Annotated in this window: 19 protein-coding genes; 6 read left to right on the top strand and 13 right to left on the bottom strand. The window is 72.0% G+C overall.

What is annotated here, in order from left to right; all coding sequences use genetic code 11:
- Positions 1–31 precede the first annotated feature (31 nt).
- Entirely contained in the window at positions 32–766 is a 735-nt protein-coding gene (locus ABD691_RS01890; RefSeq protein WP_344677563.1) for an alpha/beta hydrolase, read from the top strand.
- Positions 767–841: 75 nt separating this feature from the next.
- On the opposite strand, the gene ABD691_RS01885 is transcribed toward ABD691_RS01890, so the two are convergent.
- The 3 genes from ABD691_RS01885 to ABD691_RS01875 all read right to left on the bottom strand — a co-directional run bounded on the left by ABD691_RS01885 (position 842) and on the right by ABD691_RS01875 (position 3,689).
- Positions 842–1,498, bottom strand: a complete 657-nt coding sequence (locus tag ABD691_RS01885) for a DUF4232 domain-containing protein (RefSeq protein WP_344677562.1) — start codon at positions 1,496–1,498, stop codon at positions 842–844.
- 88 nt (positions 1,499–1,586) lie between these two features.
- Positions 1,587–3,068, bottom strand: coding sequence for a hypothetical protein (locus ABD691_RS01880; protein ID WP_344677561.1), 1,482 nt, complete (start codon positions 3,066–3,068; stop codon positions 1,587–1,589).
- A gap of 300 nt (positions 3,069–3,368) precedes the next feature.
- Positions 3,369–3,689: an ArsR/SmtB family transcription factor gene (locus tag ABD691_RS01875; protein ID WP_344677560.1), complete on the bottom strand. Its 321-nt coding sequence runs from the start codon at positions 3,687–3,689 to the stop codon at positions 3,369–3,371.
- Positions 3,690–3,805: 116 nt separating this feature from the next.
- Here ABD691_RS01875 and ABD691_RS01870 point away from each other — a divergent pair, with 116 nt between their 5' ends.
- Complete coding sequence (locus ABD691_RS01870; RefSeq protein WP_344677558.1) at positions 3,806–4,960, top strand: MFS transporter; 1,155 nt, start codon at positions 3,806–3,808, stop codon at positions 4,958–4,960.
- Between the two features lie 6 nt (positions 4,961–4,966).
- On the opposite strand, the gene ABD691_RS01865 is transcribed toward ABD691_RS01870, so the two are convergent.
- Genes ABD691_RS01865 through ABD691_RS01855 form a run of 3 tightly spaced genes read right to left on the bottom strand, consistent with a single transcriptional unit; the run spans position 4,967 to position 9,116 of the window.
- Positions 4,967–5,434, bottom strand: coding sequence for a PPOX class F420-dependent oxidoreductase (locus ABD691_RS01865; protein WP_344677557.1), 468 nt, complete (start codon positions 5,432–5,434; stop codon positions 4,967–4,969).
- 60 nt (positions 5,435–5,494) lie between these two features.
- Entirely contained in the window at positions 5,495–5,665 is a 171-nt protein-coding gene (locus tag ABD691_RS01860; protein WP_344677556.1) for a hypothetical protein, read from the bottom strand.
- Position 5,666: 1 nt separating this feature from the next.
- On the bottom strand, positions 5,667–9,116 hold the full coding sequence (locus ABD691_RS01855) for an indolepyruvate ferredoxin oxidoreductase family protein (protein WP_344677555.1): 3,450 nt from the start codon (positions 9,114–9,116) through the stop codon (positions 5,667–5,669).
- Between the two features lie 189 nt (positions 9,117–9,305).
- On the opposite strand from ABD691_RS01855, the gene ABD691_RS01850 reads away from it, so the two are divergent.
- Positions 9,306–9,746, top strand: coding sequence for an Lrp/AsnC family transcriptional regulator (locus tag ABD691_RS01850; RefSeq protein ID WP_344677554.1), 441 nt, complete (start codon positions 9,306–9,308; stop codon positions 9,744–9,746).
- Here ABD691_RS01850 and ABD691_RS01845 read toward each other — a convergent pair.
- Positions 9,694–10,587 carry an EamA family transporter gene (locus tag ABD691_RS01845; protein WP_344677553.1) on the bottom strand — a complete coding sequence of 298 codons (894 nt, stop codon included), beginning with the start codon at positions 10,585–10,587 and terminating at the stop codon, positions 9,694–9,696. The genes ABD691_RS01850 and ABD691_RS01845 overlap by 53 nt on opposite strands.
- 81 nt (positions 10,588–10,668) lie before the next feature.
- Between ABD691_RS01845 and ABD691_RS01840 the strand changes: the two genes are divergently transcribed.
- Positions 10,669–11,514, top strand: a complete 846-nt coding sequence (locus ABD691_RS01840) for a LysR family transcriptional regulator (RefSeq protein ID WP_344677552.1) — start codon at positions 10,669–10,671, stop codon at positions 11,512–11,514.
- A gap of 7 nt (positions 11,515–11,521) precedes the next feature.
- On the opposite strand, the gene ABD691_RS01835 is transcribed toward ABD691_RS01840, so the two are convergent.
- The 4 genes from ABD691_RS01835 to ABD691_RS01820 form a co-directional block, all read right to left on the bottom strand.
- Positions 11,522–12,451, bottom strand: coding sequence for an endonuclease/exonuclease/phosphatase family protein (locus ABD691_RS01835; RefSeq protein WP_344677551.1), 930 nt, complete (start codon positions 12,449–12,451; stop codon positions 11,522–11,524).
- Between the two features lie 106 nt (positions 12,452–12,557).
- A complete protein-coding gene (locus ABD691_RS01830) occupies positions 12,558–14,117 on the bottom strand; it encodes a hydantoinase B/oxoprolinase family protein (RefSeq protein WP_344677549.1) in 1,560 nt (519 codons plus the stop codon).
- Positions 14,110–16,044 (bottom strand): hydantoinase/oxoprolinase family protein, encoded by a 1,935-nt coding sequence (locus tag ABD691_RS01825; protein WP_344677548.1) that lies wholly within the window; start codon positions 16,042–16,044, stop codon positions 14,110–14,112. The genes ABD691_RS01830 and ABD691_RS01825 overlap by 8 nt, the downstream gene beginning before the upstream one ends.
- Positions 16,045–16,151: 107 nt before the next feature.
- Positions 16,152–17,150, bottom strand: coding sequence for an ABC transporter substrate-binding protein (locus tag ABD691_RS01820; RefSeq protein ID WP_344677547.1), 999 nt, complete (start codon positions 17,148–17,150; stop codon positions 16,152–16,154).
- Positions 17,151–17,230: 80 nt separating this feature from the next.
- Here ABD691_RS01820 and ABD691_RS01815 point away from each other — a divergent pair, with 80 nt between their 5' ends.
- Positions 17,231–18,151 carry a siderophore-interacting protein gene (locus ABD691_RS01815; protein WP_344677546.1) on the top strand — a complete coding sequence of 307 codons (921 nt, stop codon included), beginning with the start codon at positions 17,231–17,233 and terminating at the stop codon, positions 18,149–18,151.
- Between the two features lie 73 nt (positions 18,152–18,224).
- Here ABD691_RS01815 and ABD691_RS01810 read toward each other — a convergent pair whose 3' ends face one another.
- Positions 18,225–18,935 carry a PIG-L deacetylase family protein gene (locus ABD691_RS01810; protein WP_344677717.1) on the bottom strand — a complete coding sequence of 237 codons (711 nt, stop codon included), beginning with the start codon at positions 18,933–18,935 and terminating at the stop codon, positions 18,225–18,227.
- A 105-nt stretch (positions 18,936–19,040) separates the two neighbouring features.
- Complete coding sequence (locus ABD691_RS01805; protein WP_344677545.1) at positions 19,041–19,574, bottom strand: MarR family winged helix-turn-helix transcriptional regulator; 534 nt, start codon at positions 19,572–19,574, stop codon at positions 19,041–19,043.
- A gap of 142 nt (positions 19,575–19,716) precedes the next feature.
- On the opposite strand from ABD691_RS01805, the gene ABD691_RS01800 reads away from it, so the two are divergent.
- Positions 19,717–20,679 (top strand): MBL fold metallo-hydrolase, encoded by a 963-nt coding sequence (locus tag ABD691_RS01800; protein ID WP_344677544.1) that lies wholly within the window; start codon positions 19,717–19,719, stop codon positions 20,677–20,679.
- Positions 20,680–20,681: the final 2 nt, after the last annotated feature.

Raw genomic sequence — 20,681 nt, 5'->3', positions numbered from 1 at the left:
AGCTCACCAACGACCACAGTGGAGAGACGACATGAACGACGTCGCGTCCTGGAACGAACCCGACGGGCTCTACCCGCGAGGAACGTTCGTCCTCGCGGTCGGCCGGGGCGAAAGCCCGGCCGTCTACGAACGGCTCGGCCTGCGGTTGTCCGCTGACGCCTACCGGGTGCGGGTCGTCAGTGACGCCACCGCCGCCCCGGACGCGGTGACGACCCGGCTCAAGGAGCTGTTCGCCGACGAGACCGACCCGGCTCCCCGCGTGCTCGCGGGATCGGACACCGGGGCCCTGCTCGCGCTGCGACTCGCCGCGCAGCGCACGATCACCCCGCACGCACTGGTCCTCGCCGGGCTTCCGGGCGACGTGCAGGCCCCGCATTTCCCTTCGTGGGAGGAAGAACTCGCGGCACGCACGTCCTGCCCGACGCACCAGCGGCGGTTGACCGAAAACGGTGGCGGGACGTTGCAGAGCGCTGTCCCACCGCAGTGGCACGACGCGCCCGACATCTCCGGGGTGACCGTTCCCGTGCTCGGCCTGCACGGGTCGGACGACGTGATCAGCCCCCGGTCCAGGATCCGCCACCAGTACGCGCGGCTGCCGCATTCCCGGCTGGTCAGCGTCGAAGGCGGCAAGCACGACGTGCTCAACGACGCGGGACATCGCAGCGTGGCCGCCGAAATCGTGCTGTTCCTGGAGGAACTGCGCCGGCGCGGGCGGGTCACCCGGAACGTCGACATCAGCGTCGAACGCGGGATCGCCCGCGGCTGAGGAGCTCGGCTTCGGCGGTGCGGCGTTCGCGGTTCCTGGCGGCGCTCGAAGAACAGCACCGCCAGGAAGCTGCCGTCAGGAGGCGACGAACGGGCTCTCGGTGATGGCTCCGCAGTACGCCCCGAGGCGCCACGGCACCGCGATCCGCTCCTGGTCTCCCGGGAGGGTCAGCCGGATCAGGTCCGGTTCGTAGCAACCGGGTCGCTGCTCGCTGTCGAAGATGCTCCATTCCAGGTACGTGCTGGCCGACCCGCCGGGCGGCAGCGAGACGGTTTCCGCCGGCACGCCGGACTTCTGCAACCTGTCGGTCGGCAGCGGCTCGCCCTGGGCGTCGACCATCACGAACTCGCTGTAGCCCTGCAGCGTGCACTCGACGCCGCCGTTGTTGGTGAACTCGACCTGGGTGGAGCTGTGCCCCGAGGCGTCGGGCGGTGGCATGTCCGCGAGAGCGCTCGGGTCCAGCGCGGCCTTGACCTGGCCTGCCCGGCACGGTTCACCTCCGCCCGGTTCCTCCCGCGAGGTGGCCGGTTCGGAGGTCTCCGCCGAGGTCGTCTCCGACGACGTTTCCACCGACGAGGTCTCCGCCGAGGACGGGGCCGGTTGCTCGGACACCCCCGCACCGGGAGCCGACGGCATCGGGGCGCCGGAGCCGGGCCCGCCTCCGGCGCAGGAGGTGAGCGCGATGGCGGCGGTCAGGCAGGCGGCGGACGCGGAGAATCGCGGAAAGCGCATAAACGGCAAAACCTAACTTCTAGTCGGCCGGAACGGTCGCGTGCGGCCGACTGCCGCACGCGACCCTGGAATGCCCGGAATGGTGCGCTTACTTCAACGTCTGCACGAGCATGCGGGCTTCATCCTCGTGCTTGGCGTAGGCGTCCGGCAGTGCGGAGCGCTGCACCGACTGCGCGGCCCGCGAGATCGGCATCCGGTCCCAGCCGGGGATCTGGAGCAGCCCGGGGTTGTTGGTGTGCGGCGCGACGCCGTAGAACGCCTCGGCCGCCAGGACCGGGTTCAGGCACTGCTCCCTGGTGCCCCAGCCCTGGGACGTGCGCTGCTGGAACAGCCCGCACGAGTCCGGCCCGGCCGCGTCGCCGTGCTCGATGTTGCGCAGCGACGACTCCTGGCGCGCGGTCGCGACCGCGATCACCAGCCCCTGCTCCGGAATCCGGTGCCGCTTCCCGGTGTCGATGATGATCTTGGCGTTGCCGACCTGCTCCGGGGTGTGCCCCGGGACCGCGGGCAGCGGGCCCGGCGCCGGCGGGTTGCCCGGCGGCGGGGGCGGGGGCTGGTTCCCGGGCGGGGGCGGCTGGTTGCCGGGCGGAGGCGGTTGGGTGCCCGGCGGAGGCGGCTGATTCCCCGGCGGGGGCGGAGGCTGGCTGCCGGGCGGTGGCTCATTCCCCGGCGGAGGCGGCGGTTGGCTACCGGGCGGCGGGGGCTGATGCCCGGGCGGAGGCGGTTGAGTGCCTGGCGGAGGCGGCGGTTGATTGCCGGACGGCGGGGCCGGACGGTCCTCCTCCTCGTCCTCCGGAACACCGGGCAGCCATTCCTCGACCACGTCGATGTAGATGTTGCTCAGGAAGCCGCCCAGGTCCGGGATGAAAGCCCAGCCGTCGTTGGTGATGCCCTCCGCCGTGATCCGCTCCCCGTGCACCTGGTACTCGACCCGCACCGGAGTCGGGCCGTCCAGCGTGCGCACCACCGACGACTTCGTCGACGGCTTGGTGTGCAGGCGGACTCCGCTGCCCCACGTGGTGAACTGCGCCAGCTGCTGCGGCGGTGCCGGTGGGGCAGGCGGCTGCTGCGGTGGAGCCGGAACCTGGTGCTGCGGTGGAGCCGGAGCCTGGTGCTGCGGCGGCACCGGCGGCTGGTTGCCGGGCGGCGGCGCCGACACCTGGGCGAGCCCCCAGGGCGCCCGGTCGTCGTAAGGTCCGGTCGACTGCCCGTCCTCGCCGGCACCGACCGACACGTGCATGTGCTGGGAGTGCGGATTTCCCTCGTACCGCTGCCAGTTCCACCCGGTGTGCGCACCGGCGATGAGCCGGTTGAAGATCACGTACTTCAGCGCCGGGTGCCGGTGGGCGATGAGGTGGTCGGAGATCCGGTCCATGTCCGCGCCGTTCGCCGGATCATGGGTCAGATCCGCCGCGCAGACCACACCGGCGGTGTTCGGGTTGTGGTCCGAACGCCGGCTCTGGTGCGCCGCATCCCCCTTCAGGCCGTCGGACGCCCGGGACCGCCGGGGCGCCAACGCGTCCAACTCCGCGATCAATGTGTTCAGGGACTCGGCCGGTCGCCAGTCCATGGATGATTCCCCCTACGCTTCGCGGTCAGATTCGCGTGCGATGAAACGAGGAAGGCCGCGAAGCCGCGAACGGTGCGCGGCGGCTCGTGCCAACACGCACGAAAAGCCGTCAGCGCAACCGCTGTTATCTCCCCTTCGACCCCAGTGCAGCGACCCCCTCGCTTGCGAGCGCAGACGCTACAACAAACCGCGCGCACGGGGCAAGGACGATTCAACTGCGCGCAGGAACGAATTCATTGGGGCGTAACAACTTTGACGATGCCCCACAAGCGCCAGCGCGGTGCTGCGCTTCCCGGAGCGTCAGGCGCCGTGCTTCCGGAACGCCGCGAGCACCGCGTCCAGCAGACCGGGGAAGAGATCGTCCAGATCGTCGCGCCGGAGCCGGACCACCCGGGTTCGTCCGTCCACAGTGGTCATCGTCAGCCCCGCCTCGCGGAGCACGCGGTAGTGGTGCGACAGCGTCGACTTGTGCACGTCGATGTCGCCCGCGACAGCGGTGCACGGTTCACCGTCGACCGCGGCGACCCGGGCCAGCAGCTCCAGCCGCACCGGGTCGGACAGCGCATGCATGACCTGCGCCAGAGCGATGTCCTGCTTCGCCGGGTGGAACAGCCCACGCATCAGCTCACCTGCGCTTTCATCGTCCCGCAGGATACCTCACTCGGATAGTTGGACAATCATCAAACCGATTGTTAGTTTGATGATCGCCCAACTTTCCTACTGCAAGGAGCAGGGTCGTGTACCTACGGCTTCTTCCGCTCGCGCTGGCCACCTTCGCCGTCGGCACCGACGGGTTCGTCATCGCCGGACTGCTGCCGGCCATCGCCACCGATCTCGACGTGACCATCCCGGCCGCCGGACAGCTGGTGTCCGCGTTCGCCCTGACCCTCGCGATCGCCGCACCGGTGCTGGGCGCGGCGACAAGCACCCTCGACCGCCGCGCGGCACTGCTGCTCGCGCTGGGCGTGTTCACCGCGGGCAACGCCCTGACCGCGCTGGCCGACAGCTACGGTCTCGCCCTGGCCTCCCGCGTCCTGACCGCGGCGGGCGCGGGCATCATCAACTCCGCCGCCGCCAGCACCGCGGCCGTGATCGCCCCGCCGGAGCGGCGCGGGCGGGCGCTGTCGTTCGTCATGGGCGGGCTGATGACGGCCACCGCGCTCGGGCTCCCCCTGGGCACGCTCATCGGTGGCGCCGACTGGCGGCTCGCGCTGTGGGCGGTGGCCGGGCTCGGGCTGGTCTCCGCCGCGGGAATCGCGCTGGGCCTGCCCGCGATCTCGCTCCCCGCCGCCGGACTGCGCGACCGGATCGCCCCGCTGCGCAGGCCGGAGGTGATCGGCATCGTCCTGGTCACGGGGTTGGCCATGGTCGGGATGTACGTGCTCTACCCCTACATCGCGCCCGCGCTGGCCGGGGTGACCGGCGGTTCACCGGTGCTGCTCACCACGATCCTGTTCGTGTGGGGGCTCGGCACGGTCGCGGGCAACCTGCTGGTCGGCAGGCTCTCCGACCGCCACGCCCCGCAACGGCTGCTGCTGGCGGGTCTTGCCGCCTCCGCCCTGCTGCTGGCGATCACGCCGCTGGTGGCGACGCACCTCGCGAGCACGCTGGTCTGGGCGGCGCTGTGGGGAATCGCGGTCGGGTTTCCCGTTGTGCCGCAACAACATCGGCTGGTCGCGCTGGCGCCGAGCGCCGGCCCTGTCCTGCTCGGCCTGAACTCGGCGTCCATCTACGCCGGTATCGCGCTGGGCGGAGCGCTGGGCGGCCTGCTCCAGAACTGGATGACCCCGGTCTGGCTGGGACTGCCCGGTGCCGTCGCGCTCCTGGTGGCCGCCGCCCTCACCGTGCCCGCCGTGCGCGGGCGGGCCGCGGTGGCCGAGCCCGTGGGCTGAGCCGGATCAGCTCTTCGCGAGCTCGGGCGGGAAACCGCCGGTCGCGATCGGACCCCAGCGCTCGATGGAGATCCGCAGCAGGCTCTTGTTCTGCCGCGCCATCGCCTCGCGGTACTCGTCCCAGTCCGGGTGCTCGCCGGAGATGCAGCGGAAGTACTCCACCAGGCCGTCCGCCGCCGCCGGCATGTCCAGCACCTCGGCCTGCCCGTCGACCTGGACGTACGGGCCGTCCCAGTCCTCGGAGAGCACGCAGATCGAGACGTTCGGGTCGCGGCGGGCGTTGCGGGCCTTGACCCGCTGCGGGTAGGTCGAGACCACGATCCGGCCGTCGGTGTCGACACCGCAGGTGACCGGGGACAGCTGCGGCCTGCCGTCGGCGCGGGTGGTGGCCAGCAGCCCGCGGTGGCGGGGCCGCAGGAACTCCAGCAGCGCGTCGCGGTCGACTCGGTCGGCGGTGGCGATCGACGGTGCCATGGGGCGTTTCCTTCGCGTGGAGAACGTGGAACGCTCTCACCGTACCCGCCGCCGACGGGCTCAGCTCCGCCGCGCCGTGGCCCGCACGGCCGCCTGGTAGCAGGCCCGGCAGGTCTCCCGCGAGGGCATCAGCACCGGCCAGCCCTCGGGGAGCCGGAGCCCCTGCTCCGGACTCCCCTGGCACCGGTCGACGTGCCCGGCCTGGTTGCACAGGCAGGTGCAGGGCCGCATCTCAGCCCTGCCCGGCCAGCGAGCTGAGCAGTTCGGCGGCCCGCTGCCGGAACTTCTCCACGCCCGCGAGCTTGATGTCCTCGTAACCCCGCACCAGGTCGGGCAGTTCGGCGATCTCGGTGACGGCGTCGACCCGGTCGGCGTCGAGGTGCCGCAGCGCCTGCCCGACCAGGTCCCGGTACTCGGCGATGAGCTGCCGCTCGGTCCGGCGGACCTTGGCGTAGCCGAAGATGTCCAGGTCGGTCCCGCGCAGCCGGCGGGCCGCCCGCAGCGCGCGGAAGGTCAGCTCGGCGGAGCGGCGCAGCCGCAGCTTGCGCTTCATGCCCAGCGCGCGCAGCACCGGCGGGTGCAGGAGCACCGAGACCGACGCGTCCGCGCCGAACTCGTCGTCCAGCCGCGCCTTCTCGACGGTGTCGAGGTGCAGGCGCGCCACCTCGTACTCGTCCTTGTACGCCATCAGCTTGTGCAGCCCGCGGGCGTAGGCGACCGCCACGCGCTCGCCTTCGGCGCCCGCCTGTTCCCGCGCCAGCCGCGCGACCCGGCGGACGTCCGTCGCGTAGCGGTCGGCGTACTTCTCGTCCTGGTAGCCGGTGAGGTCGGCGATGCGGGTTTCCAGCACCGAGCGCAGCTCGCCCTCCGTGCCGCTCGCCAGTTCCCGGGACCGCGCGTCGACCTCGACGACGGCCGTCGGCTCCGGTGCCAGGGCCCGCTCGACCGCCTCCCGGTCGAGCACCGCCGCGCGGCCCCAGCGGAACGCGGCGAGGTTGGTCTCGACCGCCGCGCCGTTGAGCCGGACCGCCTGCTCGATCGCGGCCTCCGACACCGGCAGGCAGCCGTGCTGGAACGCCGCTCCGATCAGCAGCATGTTCGCCGGCATGTGGTCGCCGAACAGCGATTCCGCCATGCCCAGGGCGTCGAGGTGGACGTTGTCGGCCGACACCGCGGCGATCCGCTCGACCGCCTCGTCCGGCGAGCCCGGACGCGGCACCCGGTTGGTCACCATCGCGGCGGTCGGCACGATCGCGGTGTTGATCACCGCCACGGTGCGGCCCTGGTCGAAGGTCGCGAGGTTCTGCTCCGCGGCGGAGCCGAGCAGGTCGAACCCGATCAGGACGTCGACCGAGGCCTTGGAGGCCCGGAGCGCGCCTGCCACCGGCTGCTTGGAGATCCGCACGTCGCTGACGACCGGGCCGCCCTTCTGCGCGACCCCGGTCTGCTCCAGCCCGGCCGCGTGCAGGCCGTCAAGGTGCGCGGCCATCTGCAGGATCTGCGAGACCGTGACCACGCCGGTGCCGCCGATGCCGGGCATCCGCACCAGCACACCGTCCTCCGGCAGCCTGCTCACCGGCGCCCGCAGCGCCACCGGCAGCTCCGGCACCTCGCGGCGCTTGCGGGTTCCCGGCTCGACGAGCAGGAACGACGGGCAGTCGCCCTTGAGGCAGGTGAAGTCGGAGTTGCAGGACGCCTGGTGGATCCGGGTCTTGCGGCCGAACTCGGTGTCCACCGGTTGCACGGACAGGCAGGTGGACTTGTCCCCGCAGTCGCCGCAGCCCTCGCAGACCCGCTCGTTGATCACGACCCGCTCCGCGGGCGTCGGCAGCGCGCCGCGCTTGCGCAGGCGGCGTTCCTCGGCCGCGCAGCGGTCGTCGTGGATCAGCACCGTGACGCCGGGTACCTCCGCCAGTTCCCGCTGCACGTCGGCGAAGTCGTCGCGGTGGCGCACGGTCGCGAGCGGGTCGAGCCGGATTCCCTTGTAGGACTTGGGTTCCGCGGTGGTGATGACCACCCGCGCGACGCCTTCGAGCGCCAGCCAGCGGGTCAGCGCCGGGATGTCGAGCCTGCCCTCCGCGCGCTGGCCGCCGGTCATCGCGACCGCGTCGTTGTAGAGCAGCTTGTAAGTCACGTTCACCCCGGCCGCGACCGCCGCGCGGATCGCCAGCGAGCCGGAGTGGTGGAAGGTGCCGTCGCCGAGGTTCTGCACGAAGTGCCGGTCGTCGGTGAACGGCGCGAGACCGTTCCACTGCGCGCCCTCGCCGCCCATCTGGGTCACGCCGACCTGGTGGCCGCGGCCCGCGCCGTCGAGCAGGACCATCACGTGGCAGCCGATGCCCGCGCCGACCAGGGTGCCGTCGTCGGCCTGGGTGGAGGTGTTGTGCGGACAGCCCGAGCAGAAGTAGGGCGTGCGGGCGGCCACCGTGGGCAGTTCGATCCGCGACCGGCGCGGGTTGGCGGTGCTGAGGTAGTCCTGGGCGGCCCGTGGCAACCGGTCGTGGCCGATCCGCGCGCCGAGCGCGCGGGCGACGTCGTCGGCGCCGAGGGTGCCGCGGGCGCTGAGCAGCGGACGGCCCCGCTCGTCGCGGCGGCCGACGATCCGCGGCGCGGTGTCGCGGCCGTAGAGCGCTTCCTTGAGCTGGCCCTCCAGGTACGGCGTCTTGTCCTCCACCACGACGACCTCGTCCAGGTCGGCCACCATCGACGCCAGGTGACCGTGGTCGAGCGGGAACGGCATGCCGATGCGGATCAGCCGCAGGCCCAGGGCGTCCATCGCGCCCTCGTCGATCCCCATGTCCTCCAGCGCGCGCAGGACGATCGAGTGCGCCAGTCCGGAGGCCAGCACGCCGGTCGTCGCCCGCTGCGCGCTGAAGGTGACCCGGTTCAGGCCGTGCTCGGTGGCGTAGGCGCGGGCCAGGTCGAGCCGCCTGGTCAGCATGTCCAGCTCGGCGTCCAGCGCGGGCTGGCCGAGCAGCTGGGCGGAGTTCCGCTCGGTGGCAGGCGGCTCGGGCACGCCGTGCCCGAAGGCGCCCAGGTCGACCGTCGCCGAGGCGTCGGCGATGTCGGCGACGATCTTGAGCCCGGCCCACAGCCCGGTGGCCCGGGACAGCGCGACCGAGTGCAGGCCGAAGCCGATGATCTCGGCGACCGAGCCGGGCGCCAGCAGCGGCACCGCCATGCTCTGGCACATCTGCTCGCTGGCGCTGGGGATCGTGGACGACTTGTTGCCCGGGTCGTCGCCGATCCAGGCCACCGCTCCGCCGCGCGCGGCGGTGCCCGCGACGTTGGCGTGCCGGATCGCGTCGGCCGCGCGGTCCAGGCCGGGGTTCTTGCCGTACCAGAACCCGGTGACCCCGTCGTGGCGGCGGCCCGGGACCTGGTTCAGCAGCTGGGTGCCCGCCACCGCGGTGGCGGCCAGCTCCTCGTTGAGCCCGGCCTGGAACACCACGCCGCGCGGTTCCAGGAACCGCTTGGCCCGGCCCATCTCCATGTCCAGCCCGCCCAGCGGCGAGCCCTGGTACCCGGAGACGAAGGCGGCGGTGTTCAGGCCCCGCGACTCGTCGAGCCGGCGCTGTTCCAGCGTCAGCCGCACGAGCGCTTGGATGCCGGAGATCAGCACTCGGCCGGAGTCGGCCGCGTACTTGTCGTCGAGCGACACGGCAGGCAGGTCGGTGCGCATGGCGGTCTCCATCGAGCTTCGCGGTGAGTTGCGCCACAGCACACCGGCGGAGGCGGATCCGGCGCAAGCACCTAGCCAGAAGACGGCTCGATCACGCAAAATCTTTTCATCGCGAGCTCGCGTTTCCGGGCCCGCCTTGCGCGGGCAAGGCCGGAGTGCGGGGTCTCACTCAAGCTGTTGGAGGAGTCCATGGACGTGGTGGACGAGATCGACCACTCCCTGCTGCGCCTGCTGCGCGAGGACGGCCGCCGGACGTTCTCGGAGATGGCCGGCGAGGTGGGCCTGTCGGTGGCGGCGGTCAAGCGCCGGGTGGACCGGCTCCGCGAGATCGGTGTGATCACCGGGTTCACCGTGCAGGTCGACCACTCCAAGCTGGGCTGGGCCATCGAGGCGTTCACCGAGCTGCGCTACCTCGGCACCACTCCCGGCGAGGAGATCGTGCAGTCGGCCTCGGCACTGCCGGAGGTGCAGGCGGTGTTCACCATCGCGGGCGACCCGGACGCGCTGATCTGGCTGCGGGTGCGCGACGTCAACCACCTCCAGCAGGCCATCGAACGGCTGCGGCGCTCGGGCAACATCACCGGCACGAAGACGCTGATGGTGCTGGGGACCTGGATGCGGAACAGCTGACGACCTCGGCGGCGACCGCGGCCACGATCACCGCCGCGCCAAGCACGACCACCGCGCGGAACGGCTCGCCGAGGACGAGCACGCCGATCAGGTAGGCGACGACCGGGACGGCGTAGGCGTAGGTGCTGACCAGCCCGATCGGCGCGGTGCGCAAAAGCCGGTTGTAGAGGGCGAAACCGGCCAGCGAGTCGACGAGCACCAGGTGCACCAGCGCGAGCCACGACCACCCGTCGACCGCTCCGGGCGGCAGATCTTCTCCGGCGAGGAAACCTCCGGCGAGCAGCACCAGTCCACCGGCGAGCAGCTGCACGACGGTCGCGGCTCTGGCGTCCGGCATGGAATCGGACCGGGCGGCCCACACCGTTCCACCCGCCCAGCCCACGGCCGCCGCGACCACCACCAAGCTCCACAACGACCAGTCCACACCGGAGTCGCCGGCGATAACCATTGCTGTTCCGGCGAATCCCGCCAGCAGCCTCAGCGATGCCGCTTTGCCCGGCCGGTCGCCGACGAGTCCCCGCAACACTGCTGTCCACAATGGAACAGAAGCGACCAGGAGGGCGGCCGTGCTCGCGTAGACGTGCCGCGCCGCCACCGCGACCGCGCCCTGCGCTCCCAGCAGGCAGACCCCGACGCCCGCAGCCGTGGCGATCCGCCCGCGGTCCAGCCCGCGCAGCGCACCGGACCTGGTCGCGGCGAGCACGGTCCCGGCCGTGAGGAAGACCGCTCCGGACGCCAGCAGCGGCGGCAGCTCCGCCACCATCACCCGGATCGCCGGGAACGACGAACCCCAGCACAGCCACAGCGCCACCATCGCGACTACCGTCGTCGACCTCTTCATACCGAACAGCACAGCCGAACCCGCGCCGATGAGTCCAACGACTGTTGCTCATGGCTGCCATTCGCTGGAATCATCTCCGGGGTGGACCTGACCGTCGGCCACCTGCGCGCCTTGCTCGCCGTCGCCGAGCAGCGCGGTTTCACCCGCGCCGGGCAGGCGCTCGGGCTGACCCAGTCCGCGGTCAGCCGGACCATCGCCGCGCTGGAACGCCACTTCGGCGAGCCGCTGGTGCACCGCGGGCCGGGCGGGGCGGAGCTGACCGCGCTCGGGCGGGAGGTCGCCGAGCACGCCAGGGCCGTCGTGGCGCACCTGCGCGAGATCGAGGAGCTGGCGGGCAGCGGATCACCACCGCGGTTGCGCGTCGGGGCGGTCGCCAGCGCGATGGTCCGGCTCGTGCCCGACGCCGTGGCCCGCCTGCGACGGGACTGGCCGAACAGCCACGTGCTGACCGTTCAGGGCGATGACGACGAGCTCACGGCCTGGCTGGCCGACGACACCATCGACCTGGCGGTGACCACCGAGCCCGGGCCCGGGCTCTGCTGTTCGTTCGCCGACGAGTTCGTGGCGGTCCTGCCCCGCCAGCACCCGCTGGCCCGCCGCGACCGGATCGGGCTCGCCGAGCTGGCCGCCGCCGGGGTCGCCGATCCCGGCGGGACCTGCGGACCGCTGCTCGCCGAGGGCTTCGCCGCCCGCGGCGTGGACTGGCGGCCCGACCACGTCGTTCGCGACGTCGGGACCGTTCTCGCCATGGCCGCGGCGGGGATCACGGCCGGGGTCGTGCCCGCGCTGGCCGCTCCCCGGCCCGTGCCGTCCGGGGTCGCGCTGGTGGCGCTCGATCCGCCGCTGCACCGGCGCGTGTACGTGCGGTGTCGCGACGGGGATTCCGACGCCGTGGCGTTCGCTCAGGTGTTGGAGGATCTGGCCTGACCGCTGCCTAGGCGTTCAGCCGCGCAACCACCGGGCGGTGGTCGGAACCCGCTTTCCCCTTGCGGTCACGGGGGTTGTCGGTCACCGACCCCGCCTTGACGTCGATGGTCGTGACCTCCCCGACGCGGCGCACCAACGCGTGGCTGACCATGATGTGGTCGATCAGCTCGGGGCGGCCGTTGTAGGTCCGGGAGTGCCTGCGGTCCTCCGGGATCAGCGTGGCCAGGTTCCACAGCCGGGCCTGGTCACCGGCGTCGGGCCGGTCGAACCCCGGGGTTCCGAGCTCCGATCCCGGCGGGCCGTGCAGCAGCGTGGTCGTCGCGGCGTGCTCGTCGTCGTTGAGGTCGCCCAGCACGACCAGCGGTCGCTTCCCGTCCAGCAGCTCGGTGGCCGCGTCGCGGACCGTGGCCGACTCGGCCGCCCGGCGGTTGAGCGCGTAGACCGCGTAGCGGGCGCGTTCGGCCTCGTCGCGGGGCTGGAACCGGCCGCCGGGGTAGGTCAGCAGCTTGGACTTGAGGTGGCAGGACAGCAGCGTCAGCTCCAGGCCGTCGGCGGTGATGTCGGCTCGCAGGGCAGGCCTGCCCATGCTGTCGACGGTGTCGCCGTCGTCGTCCACCCGCACCGGCGCGAGCTCCTTGGCGAACTCCGAGACCTGGTCGAGCCCGCGCGTCTCCGAACGCGCCAGGAACCCGACCCGGATCCCGCGCTGGTCCGGCTCCGCCAGCGCCGTGTGCCACCGGCCGTCCAGCTTCCCGACCAGGTCGTCCAACGCCTCCGGGTCGCCGACCTCCTGCACGGCCAGCACGTCCGGCGCGATCTCGCCGATGGTCCCGGCCAACGCCGCCAGCTTCGCCTCGTACTCGGCATCCGAGTCCGGTCCCGCTTCCGAGCCGGGACGGAACAGGTTTTCCAGGTTCCAGGTACCGATCGTGACCACAGCGAACCACCCCCGTGTCCACTGTCCCCGTATCGGGTGATCGATGGAAGCCCGCACACGAGTTGTTCAAGCGTTGTTCGCCGCACCGCGGCAACCGCCCGCTGGCTCAACCACCCGCGCGGCCCCAACCGCCGCCGCCAGGGGTCTCGACCCGCACCCGCTCCCCTCGGCGCAGGGACCAAGTGCCCTTGCTGGACAAGGTTTCCTCGCTGCCGTCCGAGCGGACGATGACGTTGCGGCCGGGTGTTCCGTCCGCGCCGCCGGCGATTCCCCACGGCGCGCGTTCCCGGCGCTCGGACTGCACGGTCAGCGTGCAGTCGGTCAGCGCCTCGATCTCCCGGACCAGCCCGTCCCCGCCGGGGTTGCGCCCTCGGCCGCCGGACGAGGGCCGCAGGTCGTAGCGCCAGACCCGCAGCGGGTAATCGAGTTCCACCGCCTCGGCCGGGGTGTTCTGGGTGTTGGTCATGCCCGTGTGCACCGCCGACATCCCCGGCCGCCACGGGGTGCCGCCCTCCCCGCCCGCCAGGGTTTCGTAGTAGCTGAACGGGTTGTCTCCCCCGCTGCCGATGAGCAGGTTGTTCATCGTTCCCTGGCTCGCGGCCGGAACCCGCTCCGGCATCGCCTGCGCGAACGCGCCGAGCAGGACGTCCACGATCCGCTGGCTGGTCTCGACGTTGCCCGCCGCGGTCGGCGCCGGGAACCGGGGGTTCACCACGGTTCCCTCCGGCGCCCGCACGTGCAGCGCTCGATAGCATCCGGCGTTCGGAGGCGCTCCGGGGTCGGTGAGCATTCGGAACACGAACATCGACGAGGACAGCGTCACCGCGAAAACCGCGTTGCAGTTGACCGGGATCTGCGGGTCGCTGCCGTCGAAGTCGATCGTGACCTCGTCGCCGTCGACCGTGACCGCCGCGCGGATCGCCACCCCGTCGCCGATCTCCAGCACGTCGGCGCTGTGGTAGGTCCCGTCCGGGATTTCCCCCGTGGCGGCCCGGACCCGGCGGTCCGAGTAGTCGCACACCGCCCGCATCGCCTCGCCCAGCCCGGACGCGCCGAGCCGCGAGGCCAGCTCGCGCAGCCGGACCCCGCCGACGTGGTTGGCGGCGAACTGCGCCCGCAGGTCGCCCCGGCGTTCCGCGGGCGTGCGTGAGTTCGCCGCGATGAGCCGGACGATGTCGCCGCGTTCGCCGTCCGCGTCGGCGATGAGCACCGGCGGGATGCGCACCCCCTCCATCGCGATGTCGGTCGCGTTCGCCGGCATCGAACCCGGCGCGGCACCACCGACGTCGGCGTGGTGCGCACGGTTGGCCACATAACCGAGCAGCCGCCCGTCATCATCGCCGACAGCGGCCACGATGGTGAGGTCGGGCAGGTGCGTTCCGCCGAGGTACGGGTCGTTGACGCAGACCTGCTGTCCCGGTGACAGGGCGCCGTAGGTGTCGAGCGCGGCGCGCACGCTCGCGGGCATCGCGCCCAGGTGCACCGGGATGTGTTCGGCCTGGGCGACCATGTCTCCGTCCGGGTCGAACACAGCGGCGGAGCAGTCCGCGCGCTCCTTGATGTTCGGCGAGTACGCTGCGCGCCGGAGCGCGACTCCCATCTCGTCGGCCACTCCGGCGAGGGCGTGCCGGAACACCTCAAGCTCCACTGCGGACAGTTCAGCCATCGAAACGCACCACCAGGTTTCCCGCTTCGTCGACCACTGCCGTCTCGTCCTGGTCGAGCAACGTGGTGCTGTCGGGCTGCTCGATCAGCGCCGGGCCGGTGACGCGGTCCCCGGCGGACAGCCCGGCCCGCGAGAGGACCCGCGCGGTCCCCGTCGTCCCGAGCTCCCGGCTGCTTTCCGGCGCGGGCTCTCCTTGATCCCAGTCGCGGGGTGGTTCGTCGAGGATCGGCGCGCCCTGCGCGACGACCCGCACGGTGACGATCACCGCCTGTTCGTCCCGCATCGCGTACCCGTAGGCGTTTTCGTGCGCCGCGTGCAGGAGCTCGGTCAGGTCCGGTTCGCCGCCGACGTCCAGCCGGAGTTCGTGGGACTGCCCGGCGTAGCGGGCGTCGGCCACCCGGAACAGGGAGATTTCCCCTGCCACGCCTTGCTTTTCGAGTTCCTGCCGGGCCTCCTCGGACAGCTGGTCCCACGTTTCGCCCAGGTCCGTCCCGGCCGGGACCATGACCGTGCGCGAAGCCTCGTAGCGGGCCGGGGCCAGCAGCAGGCCCAACGCGCTGAGCACGCCCGGCGCGGGCGGGATCACCACCGCGGCGCAGCCGAGTTCCCGCGCCAGCGCGGTCGCGTGCAGCGGTCCCGCTCCGCCGTAGGCGACCAGCGCGAGACCGGACGGGTCGACGCCGCGTTCCGTGCTGACCTTGCGCAGCGCACGGGCCATCGTCGCCCGCACCACCGCGAGAACTCCTTGCGCTGACTCGGAAATCGCGCCGAGAGCCCGTTCGGCGGCAGCGACGTCGAGGTGCAGCCCGCCGCCGAGTTCCCGGCCGGGATCGAGGTGCCCGAGCACGCAGTGCGCGTCGGTCACGGTCGGTTCCCGTCCGCCGAGCCCGTAGCAGGCCGGGCCGGGATCGGCTCCCGCCGAGTGCGGGCCGACGCGCAGCGCACCGCCCGCGTCGATCCAGGCGATCGAGCCGCCGCCCGCACCGACGGTGTGGATTCCGACCGCCGGGGTGCGGAACGGCAGCCCGGCGATCCGCGACGAGGTCGAGACCTCGGGATGTCCGCCCCTGATCAGGCAGACGTCGGTGGAGGTCCCGCCCATGTCGAACGCGATCGCGTCGTCGAACCCCGCCGAGCGGGCCACCGCCCCGGCGGCCACCACACCGGCGGCGGGCCCTGACAGCAGCGTGTGCACGGGCGCGGACGCGGCGAACTCGACCCCGGCGGTGCCGCCGCTGGAGGTCATGACCGTGATCACCGGTTCCGGCACCCGGTTCGTCAGCCGGGACAGGTACCGGCGCATGACGGGCTCGATCGCGGCGTTGAGCACGCACGTCGACGCCCGCTCGAACTCGCGGAACTCCGGCAGCAGCGCGCTGGAGCGGGTCACCGGGACGTCGAGGCTCCGCAACGCCTCGCACAGCCGCTGCTCATGGGAGTCGTCGGCGTAGGCGAAAAGCAGGCTCACCGCGACCGATTCCGGTTCGAGCCGCCGTACCTCCCCGACCACCCGCTCGACCTCGTCGTCGGTCAGCTCGACGATCTCGGTTCCGTCCGGCCCGGTCCGCTCGGTGACCGGGACGACCAGCTCGTGCGGCACGAGCGGGTCCGGCCGGGTCGCGAACAGGTCGTAGAGCGCGGGCCGGTCCTGCCGGGCGATGTGCAGGACGCCGGCGAACCCGGCGGTGGTGACCAGGACCGTGCGCGCGATCTTGCGCTCCAGCACGGCGTTGGTCGCGGTCGTGCTTCCGTGCGGCAGCCGGTGCAGCGCGCCTTCCGGCCAGGCCACCGCCAACCCGTCGCGCACACCTTCGGCCTGGTCGTCCGGCGTGGTGGGCACTTTGATGGCGCGGGGGCGGTGGCCGGAAGCGTGCACGACCACGTCGGTGAAGGTGCCACCGACGTCGACTCCCGCGGACGTGGCCATCGTCGCCCTCCCGTTCGACGGCCCCGCCCATTTTCCTCCCCGGAACGCGCGGCGGCAGCCCGGGCGGACCGGACTGCCGCTGGCGTCCACAGAGGACAAACCCGGGGTCACCGGGGCATGGCGGCCTCCAGCTGGTCGGCCAGCTTGGTCATGATCCGCGCGTAGCTGGCGTAGCTCATCGGCGCGACCGCGTCCCACTCGACGAAGCGGTTCGCCGCCGCGGCGGGCTGCGCGGCGAACAGCGGGTTCTGCTTCATCTGCTCGGGCTTCATCGAGGCGCGGCGGGTGTCCCACATCAGCACGTCACCGGTGTAGGCGTTCGCGTTCTCCCACGACAGCCGCTCGAAGTAGCCGCCGCCCGCGGTGTCGGGGTGGTCCGGGGTGCGGATCGGCAGGCCGAGCTCCTTGGTGTAGTAGTCCAGGTCCGGGTTGCGGCCCGGGACCACGACGAAGTACTCCTGCGGCGTGCCACCGACTGCGAGGATCGTGCGGTTCTCGGCGCGCAGGCGGGCGCCGATGTCGCGCAGGCGCTGGGCGGCTGCGTTGAACCGCTCCTCGTCGGCGCGCACCCGCTCGGAGTCGACGTCCCCGCCGAGCGCGCGGGCCAGTTCCCTGTACTTGCGGATGCTTTCCGGGAGTGCGACCCCGGACTGCTCGACGCCGACCGTGGGCACGATCTTCCGGACCGTCTCCTCCTGGTCCTGGGTCAGGTGCCACAGCCCGGCGAACTCCGCGTACTTGCCGCTGACCAGCAGGTCCGGGTGCAGTGAGGCGAGCCGCTCCATGTTCAGCTCGCCGTAGGAGGGACCGGTCACGTCGGTGACCTTCGCCGGGTCGACGCTGCCCGCCTCCGGCTCGGTGGACCCGTCGTCGGCCACCAGCGGCCCGAAGGTGCCGACGGCCTCGACGCCGAAGTCCTTCAGCGCCCCGGCAGCCGAGACCTGCGCGACGACGCGCTCCGGGCGCTTGTCGGCGTTGACCACGGTGCCGCGGTCGTCGGTGTAGGACCACGGCCCGCTCGCCGGCGCTTCGGCCCGGGAGCCGCAGCCCGCCAGAACACCGCTGATCGCGAGCACACCGGCGATGGCCTGGATCTTGCGACGCACATGTACCTCCTGATAATTAAGGTTAGGCTAAGCTAGCACGCAGAGAACGATCATCGACGGAGGTCTGCGAAGTGACGACGATGGGCACCGGGAGACGCCGCGCGGACGCTCCCGACTACCGGATGCACGTCGTCGAGGTGGCCCGCAGCGTGCGGCTCGGGCCGAACTTCGTGCGGCTGACCTTCACCGGCGAGAGCCTGCGCCGCTTCGGCGCGGGCGGCTTCGACCAGCGGATCAAGGTGGTGCTGCCGCGGCCCGGCCGGACCGTGGACGACGTCCCGGACGGCACCGACTGGTACCCGCGGTGGCTGGCCATGCCCGACGAGGTGCGCCCGACCATCCGCACCTACACCGTCCGGGAGCACCGGCCCGAGACCGCCGAGCTCGACATCGACTTCGTGCTGCACGGCACCGAGGACGGGCACGGCGGGCCGGTGTCGTCCTGGGCCGCGACGACCGGTCCGGGCGACACGATCGCCCTGCTCGGCCCCGACCGCCCCGGCACGGGCCGGATGTGGGGCGTCGAGTGGTGCCCGCCCGCCACCTCGCGCAGGCTGCTGCTCGCCGGCGACGAGACTGCGGTCCCAGCGGTCGCCGCGATCGTGGAGTCACTGCCGCCGGACGCGCGGGGCATCGTGTGCGTTGAGGTGCCCGCCTCCGGGGACGAGCAGACCTGGGACGTTCCGGACGGCGTCGAGGTGCGCTGGCTGGTCCGCTCCGGTGCGGTCCCGCACGGGCAGCTGCTGGAGGAGTCGGTGGCCCGCGCGCTGGCCGAGCTGTGCGAACCCACTGGCCCGGCGGGCGCCGAGCTGGAGGACATCGACGTCGACAACGCGAGCCTGTGGGAGATCCCCGAAGACGACCCGACCGGCGACCTCTACGGCTGGCTCGCCGGGGAGGCCGCGGTGATCAAGCGGCTGCGGCGGCTGATGGTCAACGACTACGGCGTGCCGCGCGGTTCGGTGGCGTTCATGGGTTACTGGCGCGAGGGCCGCTGCTGAACCGGACGCTCCGGCGACGGCCGCCATCGCCACCAGGATCGCCCCGGCCGCGGGCGGGCCATCCCGACCCCGCCTAACGCGCGAAGAGCTGGAAGCCCACTCCCCGCTCCACGCCGTGGCTTTCGCGCAGTGACTCGATCGCCTCGGTGATGATCGATCGCGCGTAGTCCTCGGGATCCTGATCGGTCAGCGCGGCGATGTAGGCCCGGTGCTGCGCCAGCGAGGCGATCGCGCGGTCCACCGAACGCTGCCCCACCTCCGCGACGTGGGTCAGGGCCGGGGATGCCGAGACCGCCACCCACCGGACGCCGTTCCACGGCTCCGCATCGGCCAGCTGCTCCGGGAAGATCCACCGGTTGCCCGCGTCGCCCGCGGCGTCGAGGGCCGCGCGGCCCACGGCACGGTGGTCGGGGGTGTTCCAGTCGGTGCCGCCCCAGGTGTCGTGGTGGTTCACGGTGATCAGCAGGTCCGGCCGGTGGCGCCGGATGGCCGCGGTGATGTCGCGGCGCAGTGCGACGCCTTCCTCCAGGACGCCGTCGCGGTGGCCGAGGAACTCGACGGTCGACACGCCGACGACCGCCGCGCTCGCGCGCTCCTCGCCTTCCCGGACGACTGCGGCCTTTTCCGGCTCCATGGTGTCGATTCCCGCTTCACCGCGGGTCGCGAGCAGGTAGCAGACCTCGTGCCCGGTGTCGGTCCACTCCGCGATCGCGGCGGCTGCCCCGTACTCCAGGTCGTCGGGGTGCGCGACGACGGCCATGGCGCGCTTCCAGTCCCGGGGCATCGTTTCCAGTTTCTCCACCCGGTCCAGTGTCCATGATCATCACCTCGGCCGCCACGAGTTCGATCGAACCCGCACCGGTCAAAGCGTTGACCGATCCGCCGCGGTTCAGGTCCGGCGCTTGGCCTCGGCACTGGCCGAGCCCGCGGCGAGCTTTTCCAGCAGCCCGATCAGGATCGTGCGCTCCGGGCGGCTCAGCGCCGAGACCCACGCCTGCTCGCGCTCGTTGTGCGCGGCGTAGGCGCCCAGAATCGCCTCCCGCCCGGTCCCGGTGAGCTCGAAGGAGAACACCCTGCGGTCCTGCTCGTCCTGCCGCCTGGTCACCATCCCGTCCCGCTCCAGCGTCTTGACCAGAGCCGAGACCGCCGCCCGGCTCATCCCGGCGAGCTCGGCGATCCGCTTGCCCTCCATCGGCCCGGCCAGCCACAGCACGAACAGCACCCGGAACCCCGGCCAGCTCCAGCCGCGCGGCCGGTGCACCGACGACTCCAGGTCGTAGACCAGCGCGCTGGTCACCCGGTGCAGGGTGAGCACCAGGCGCATCGCGACCGGGTCGACCTCGGGCAGCTCGCGGGTGCTGCGGTCGACCGCGTAGTCGACGAACGACAGGTAGTCGGTGTTCTCGTCGGGCTCGGCTGGCATGCGCTCCAGGCTAGAGGGCCGCGCCCGGTTCCACGGCACGGTCTGGCGGGAAGCCGTCCGGGGGTTTCCACTGGGAAGCGGCCCGCGATAGCGTCGCCGCCCGTAATCAACGCTTTGACATTCCGTTGCGAAGGAGCCGACGATGGCCGCGAAGTCGTTTGCGTCGTCTGCTGATGTGGCTGTCAAGGAGCAGACGTTGGAGGTGTTGGGCGAGGGCGTCTACGCGTTGACCGCGGAGGGTGATCCGAATGTGGGGGCGGTCGAGGGTGAGGATTTTCTGGTGTGTTTCGAGGCGTTGGCGACTCCGGCGGCGGCCCGGCAGTGGTTGGCGAGGTTGCGGGAGCACACCGACAAGCCGGTGAAGTATGTGGTGTTGAGCCACTATCACGCGGTGCGGGTACTGGGCGCGAGCGCGTTTGATGCCGAGGTGGTCGTGGCCCACGACCACACTCGGGCGTTGATCGCCGAGCGGGGGCGGCAGGACTGGGAGTCGGAGTACGGCCGCATGCCTCGCCTGTTCGCCGAGCCGGAGTCGGTTCCGGGGTTGACGTGGCCGACGTTGACGTTTTCGGACCGGTTGACCATCCCGTTGGGTGGTGACCGGGGTGATCTGGAGTTGCGTTACTGCGGACGCGGGCACACCGAGGGCGACATCGTGGCTTGGCTGCCCAAGAGAAAGATTCTCTTCGCCGGAGACCTGGTCGAGGCCGAAGCGGCGCTCTACACCGGGGATGCGTTCCACCGTGACTGGGCTTCGTCCACTCTGGACACGGTGGCGTCGTTGGAGGCCGAGGCTTTGGTCGGTGGCCGGGGCCCGGTGGCGCACGGGCGCGAGGCCGTCGACGCGGCGATCGCACAGACCCGGCACTTCCTCGCAACGATGATCCGTGAGGTAGGCACGGTCCACGAACGCGGGGGCACCCTCTCCGAGGCATTCGGGGCCGCGCATGCCGCGCTGGTCGGTACCTATGGGCGGTGGCCGATCTTCGAGCACTGCCTGCCCTTCGACGTCACCCGCCTCTGGGACGAACTCTGCGGCATCGACCGGCCCGTCATCTGGACCACCGAACGCGACCACGACATCTGGAACCAACTCCAAGCCTGACA

Source organism: Saccharopolyspora taberi, assembly GCF_039534165.1.
GTDB lineage: Bacteria > Actinomycetota > Actinomycetes > Mycobacteriales > Pseudonocardiaceae > Saccharopolyspora_D > Saccharopolyspora_D taberi.
This window is presented reverse-complemented; position numbering and strand designations above follow the sequence as displayed.

What these genes read in the sequence shown, in the direction of transcription:
- ABD691_RS01890 (WP_344677563.1), top strand. Translation starts at nt 32, where the DNA reads ATGAACGACGTCGCGTCCTGGAACGAACCCGACGGGCTCTACCCGCGA.
- ABD691_RS01885 (WP_344677562.1), bottom strand. Translation starts at nt 1,498, where the DNA reads ATGCGCTTTCCGCGATTCTCCGCGTCCGCCGCCTGCCTGACCGCCGCC.
- ABD691_RS01880 (WP_344677561.1), bottom strand. Translation starts at nt 3,068, where the DNA reads ATGGACTGGCGACCGGCCGAGTCCCTGAACACATTGATCGCGGAGTTG.
- ABD691_RS01875 (WP_344677560.1), bottom strand. Translation starts at nt 3,689, where the DNA reads ATGCGTGGGCTGTTCCACCCGGCGAAGCAGGACATCGCTCTGGCGCAG.
- ABD691_RS01865 (WP_344677557.1), bottom strand. Translation starts at nt 5,434, where the DNA reads ATGGCACCGTCGATCGCCACCGCCGACCGAGTCGACCGCGACGCGCTG.
- ABD691_RS01860 (WP_344677556.1), bottom strand. Translation starts at nt 5,665, where the DNA reads ATGCGGCCCTGCACCTGCCTGTGCAACCAGGCCGGGCACGTCGACCGG.
- ABD691_RS01855 (WP_344677555.1), bottom strand. Translation starts at nt 9,116, where the DNA reads ATGCGCACCGACCTGCCTGCCGTGTCGCTCGACGACAAGTACGCGGCC.
- ABD691_RS01850 (WP_344677554.1), top strand. Translation starts at nt 9,306, where the DNA reads ATGGACGTGGTGGACGAGATCGACCACTCCCTGCTGCGCCTGCTGCGC.
- ABD691_RS01845 (WP_344677553.1), bottom strand. Translation starts at nt 10,587, where the DNA reads ATGAAGAGGTCGACGACGGTAGTCGCGATGGTGGCGCTGTGGCTGTGC.
- ABD691_RS01830 (WP_344677549.1), bottom strand. Translation starts at nt 14,117, where the DNA reads ATGGCTGAACTGTCCGCAGTGGAGCTTGAGGTGTTCCGGCACGCCCTC.
- ABD691_RS01825 (WP_344677548.1), bottom strand. Translation starts at nt 16,044, where the DNA reads ATGGCCACGTCCGCGGGAGTCGACGTCGGTGGCACCTTCACCGACGTG.
- ABD691_RS01815 (WP_344677546.1), top strand. Translation starts at nt 17,231, where the DNA reads ATGGGCACCGGGAGACGCCGCGCGGACGCTCCCGACTACCGGATGCAC.
- ABD691_RS01810 (WP_344677717.1), bottom strand. Translation starts at nt 18,935, where the DNA reads ATGCCCCGGGACTGGAAGCGCGCCATGGCCGTCGTCGCGCACCCCGAC.
- ABD691_RS01805 (WP_344677545.1), bottom strand. Translation starts at nt 19,574, where the DNA reads ATGCCAGCCGAGCCCGACGAGAACACCGACTACCTGTCGTTCGTCGAC.
- ABD691_RS01800 (WP_344677544.1), top strand. Translation starts at nt 19,717, where the DNA reads ATGGCCGCGAAGTCGTTTGCGTCGTCTGCTGATGTGGCTGTCAAGGAG.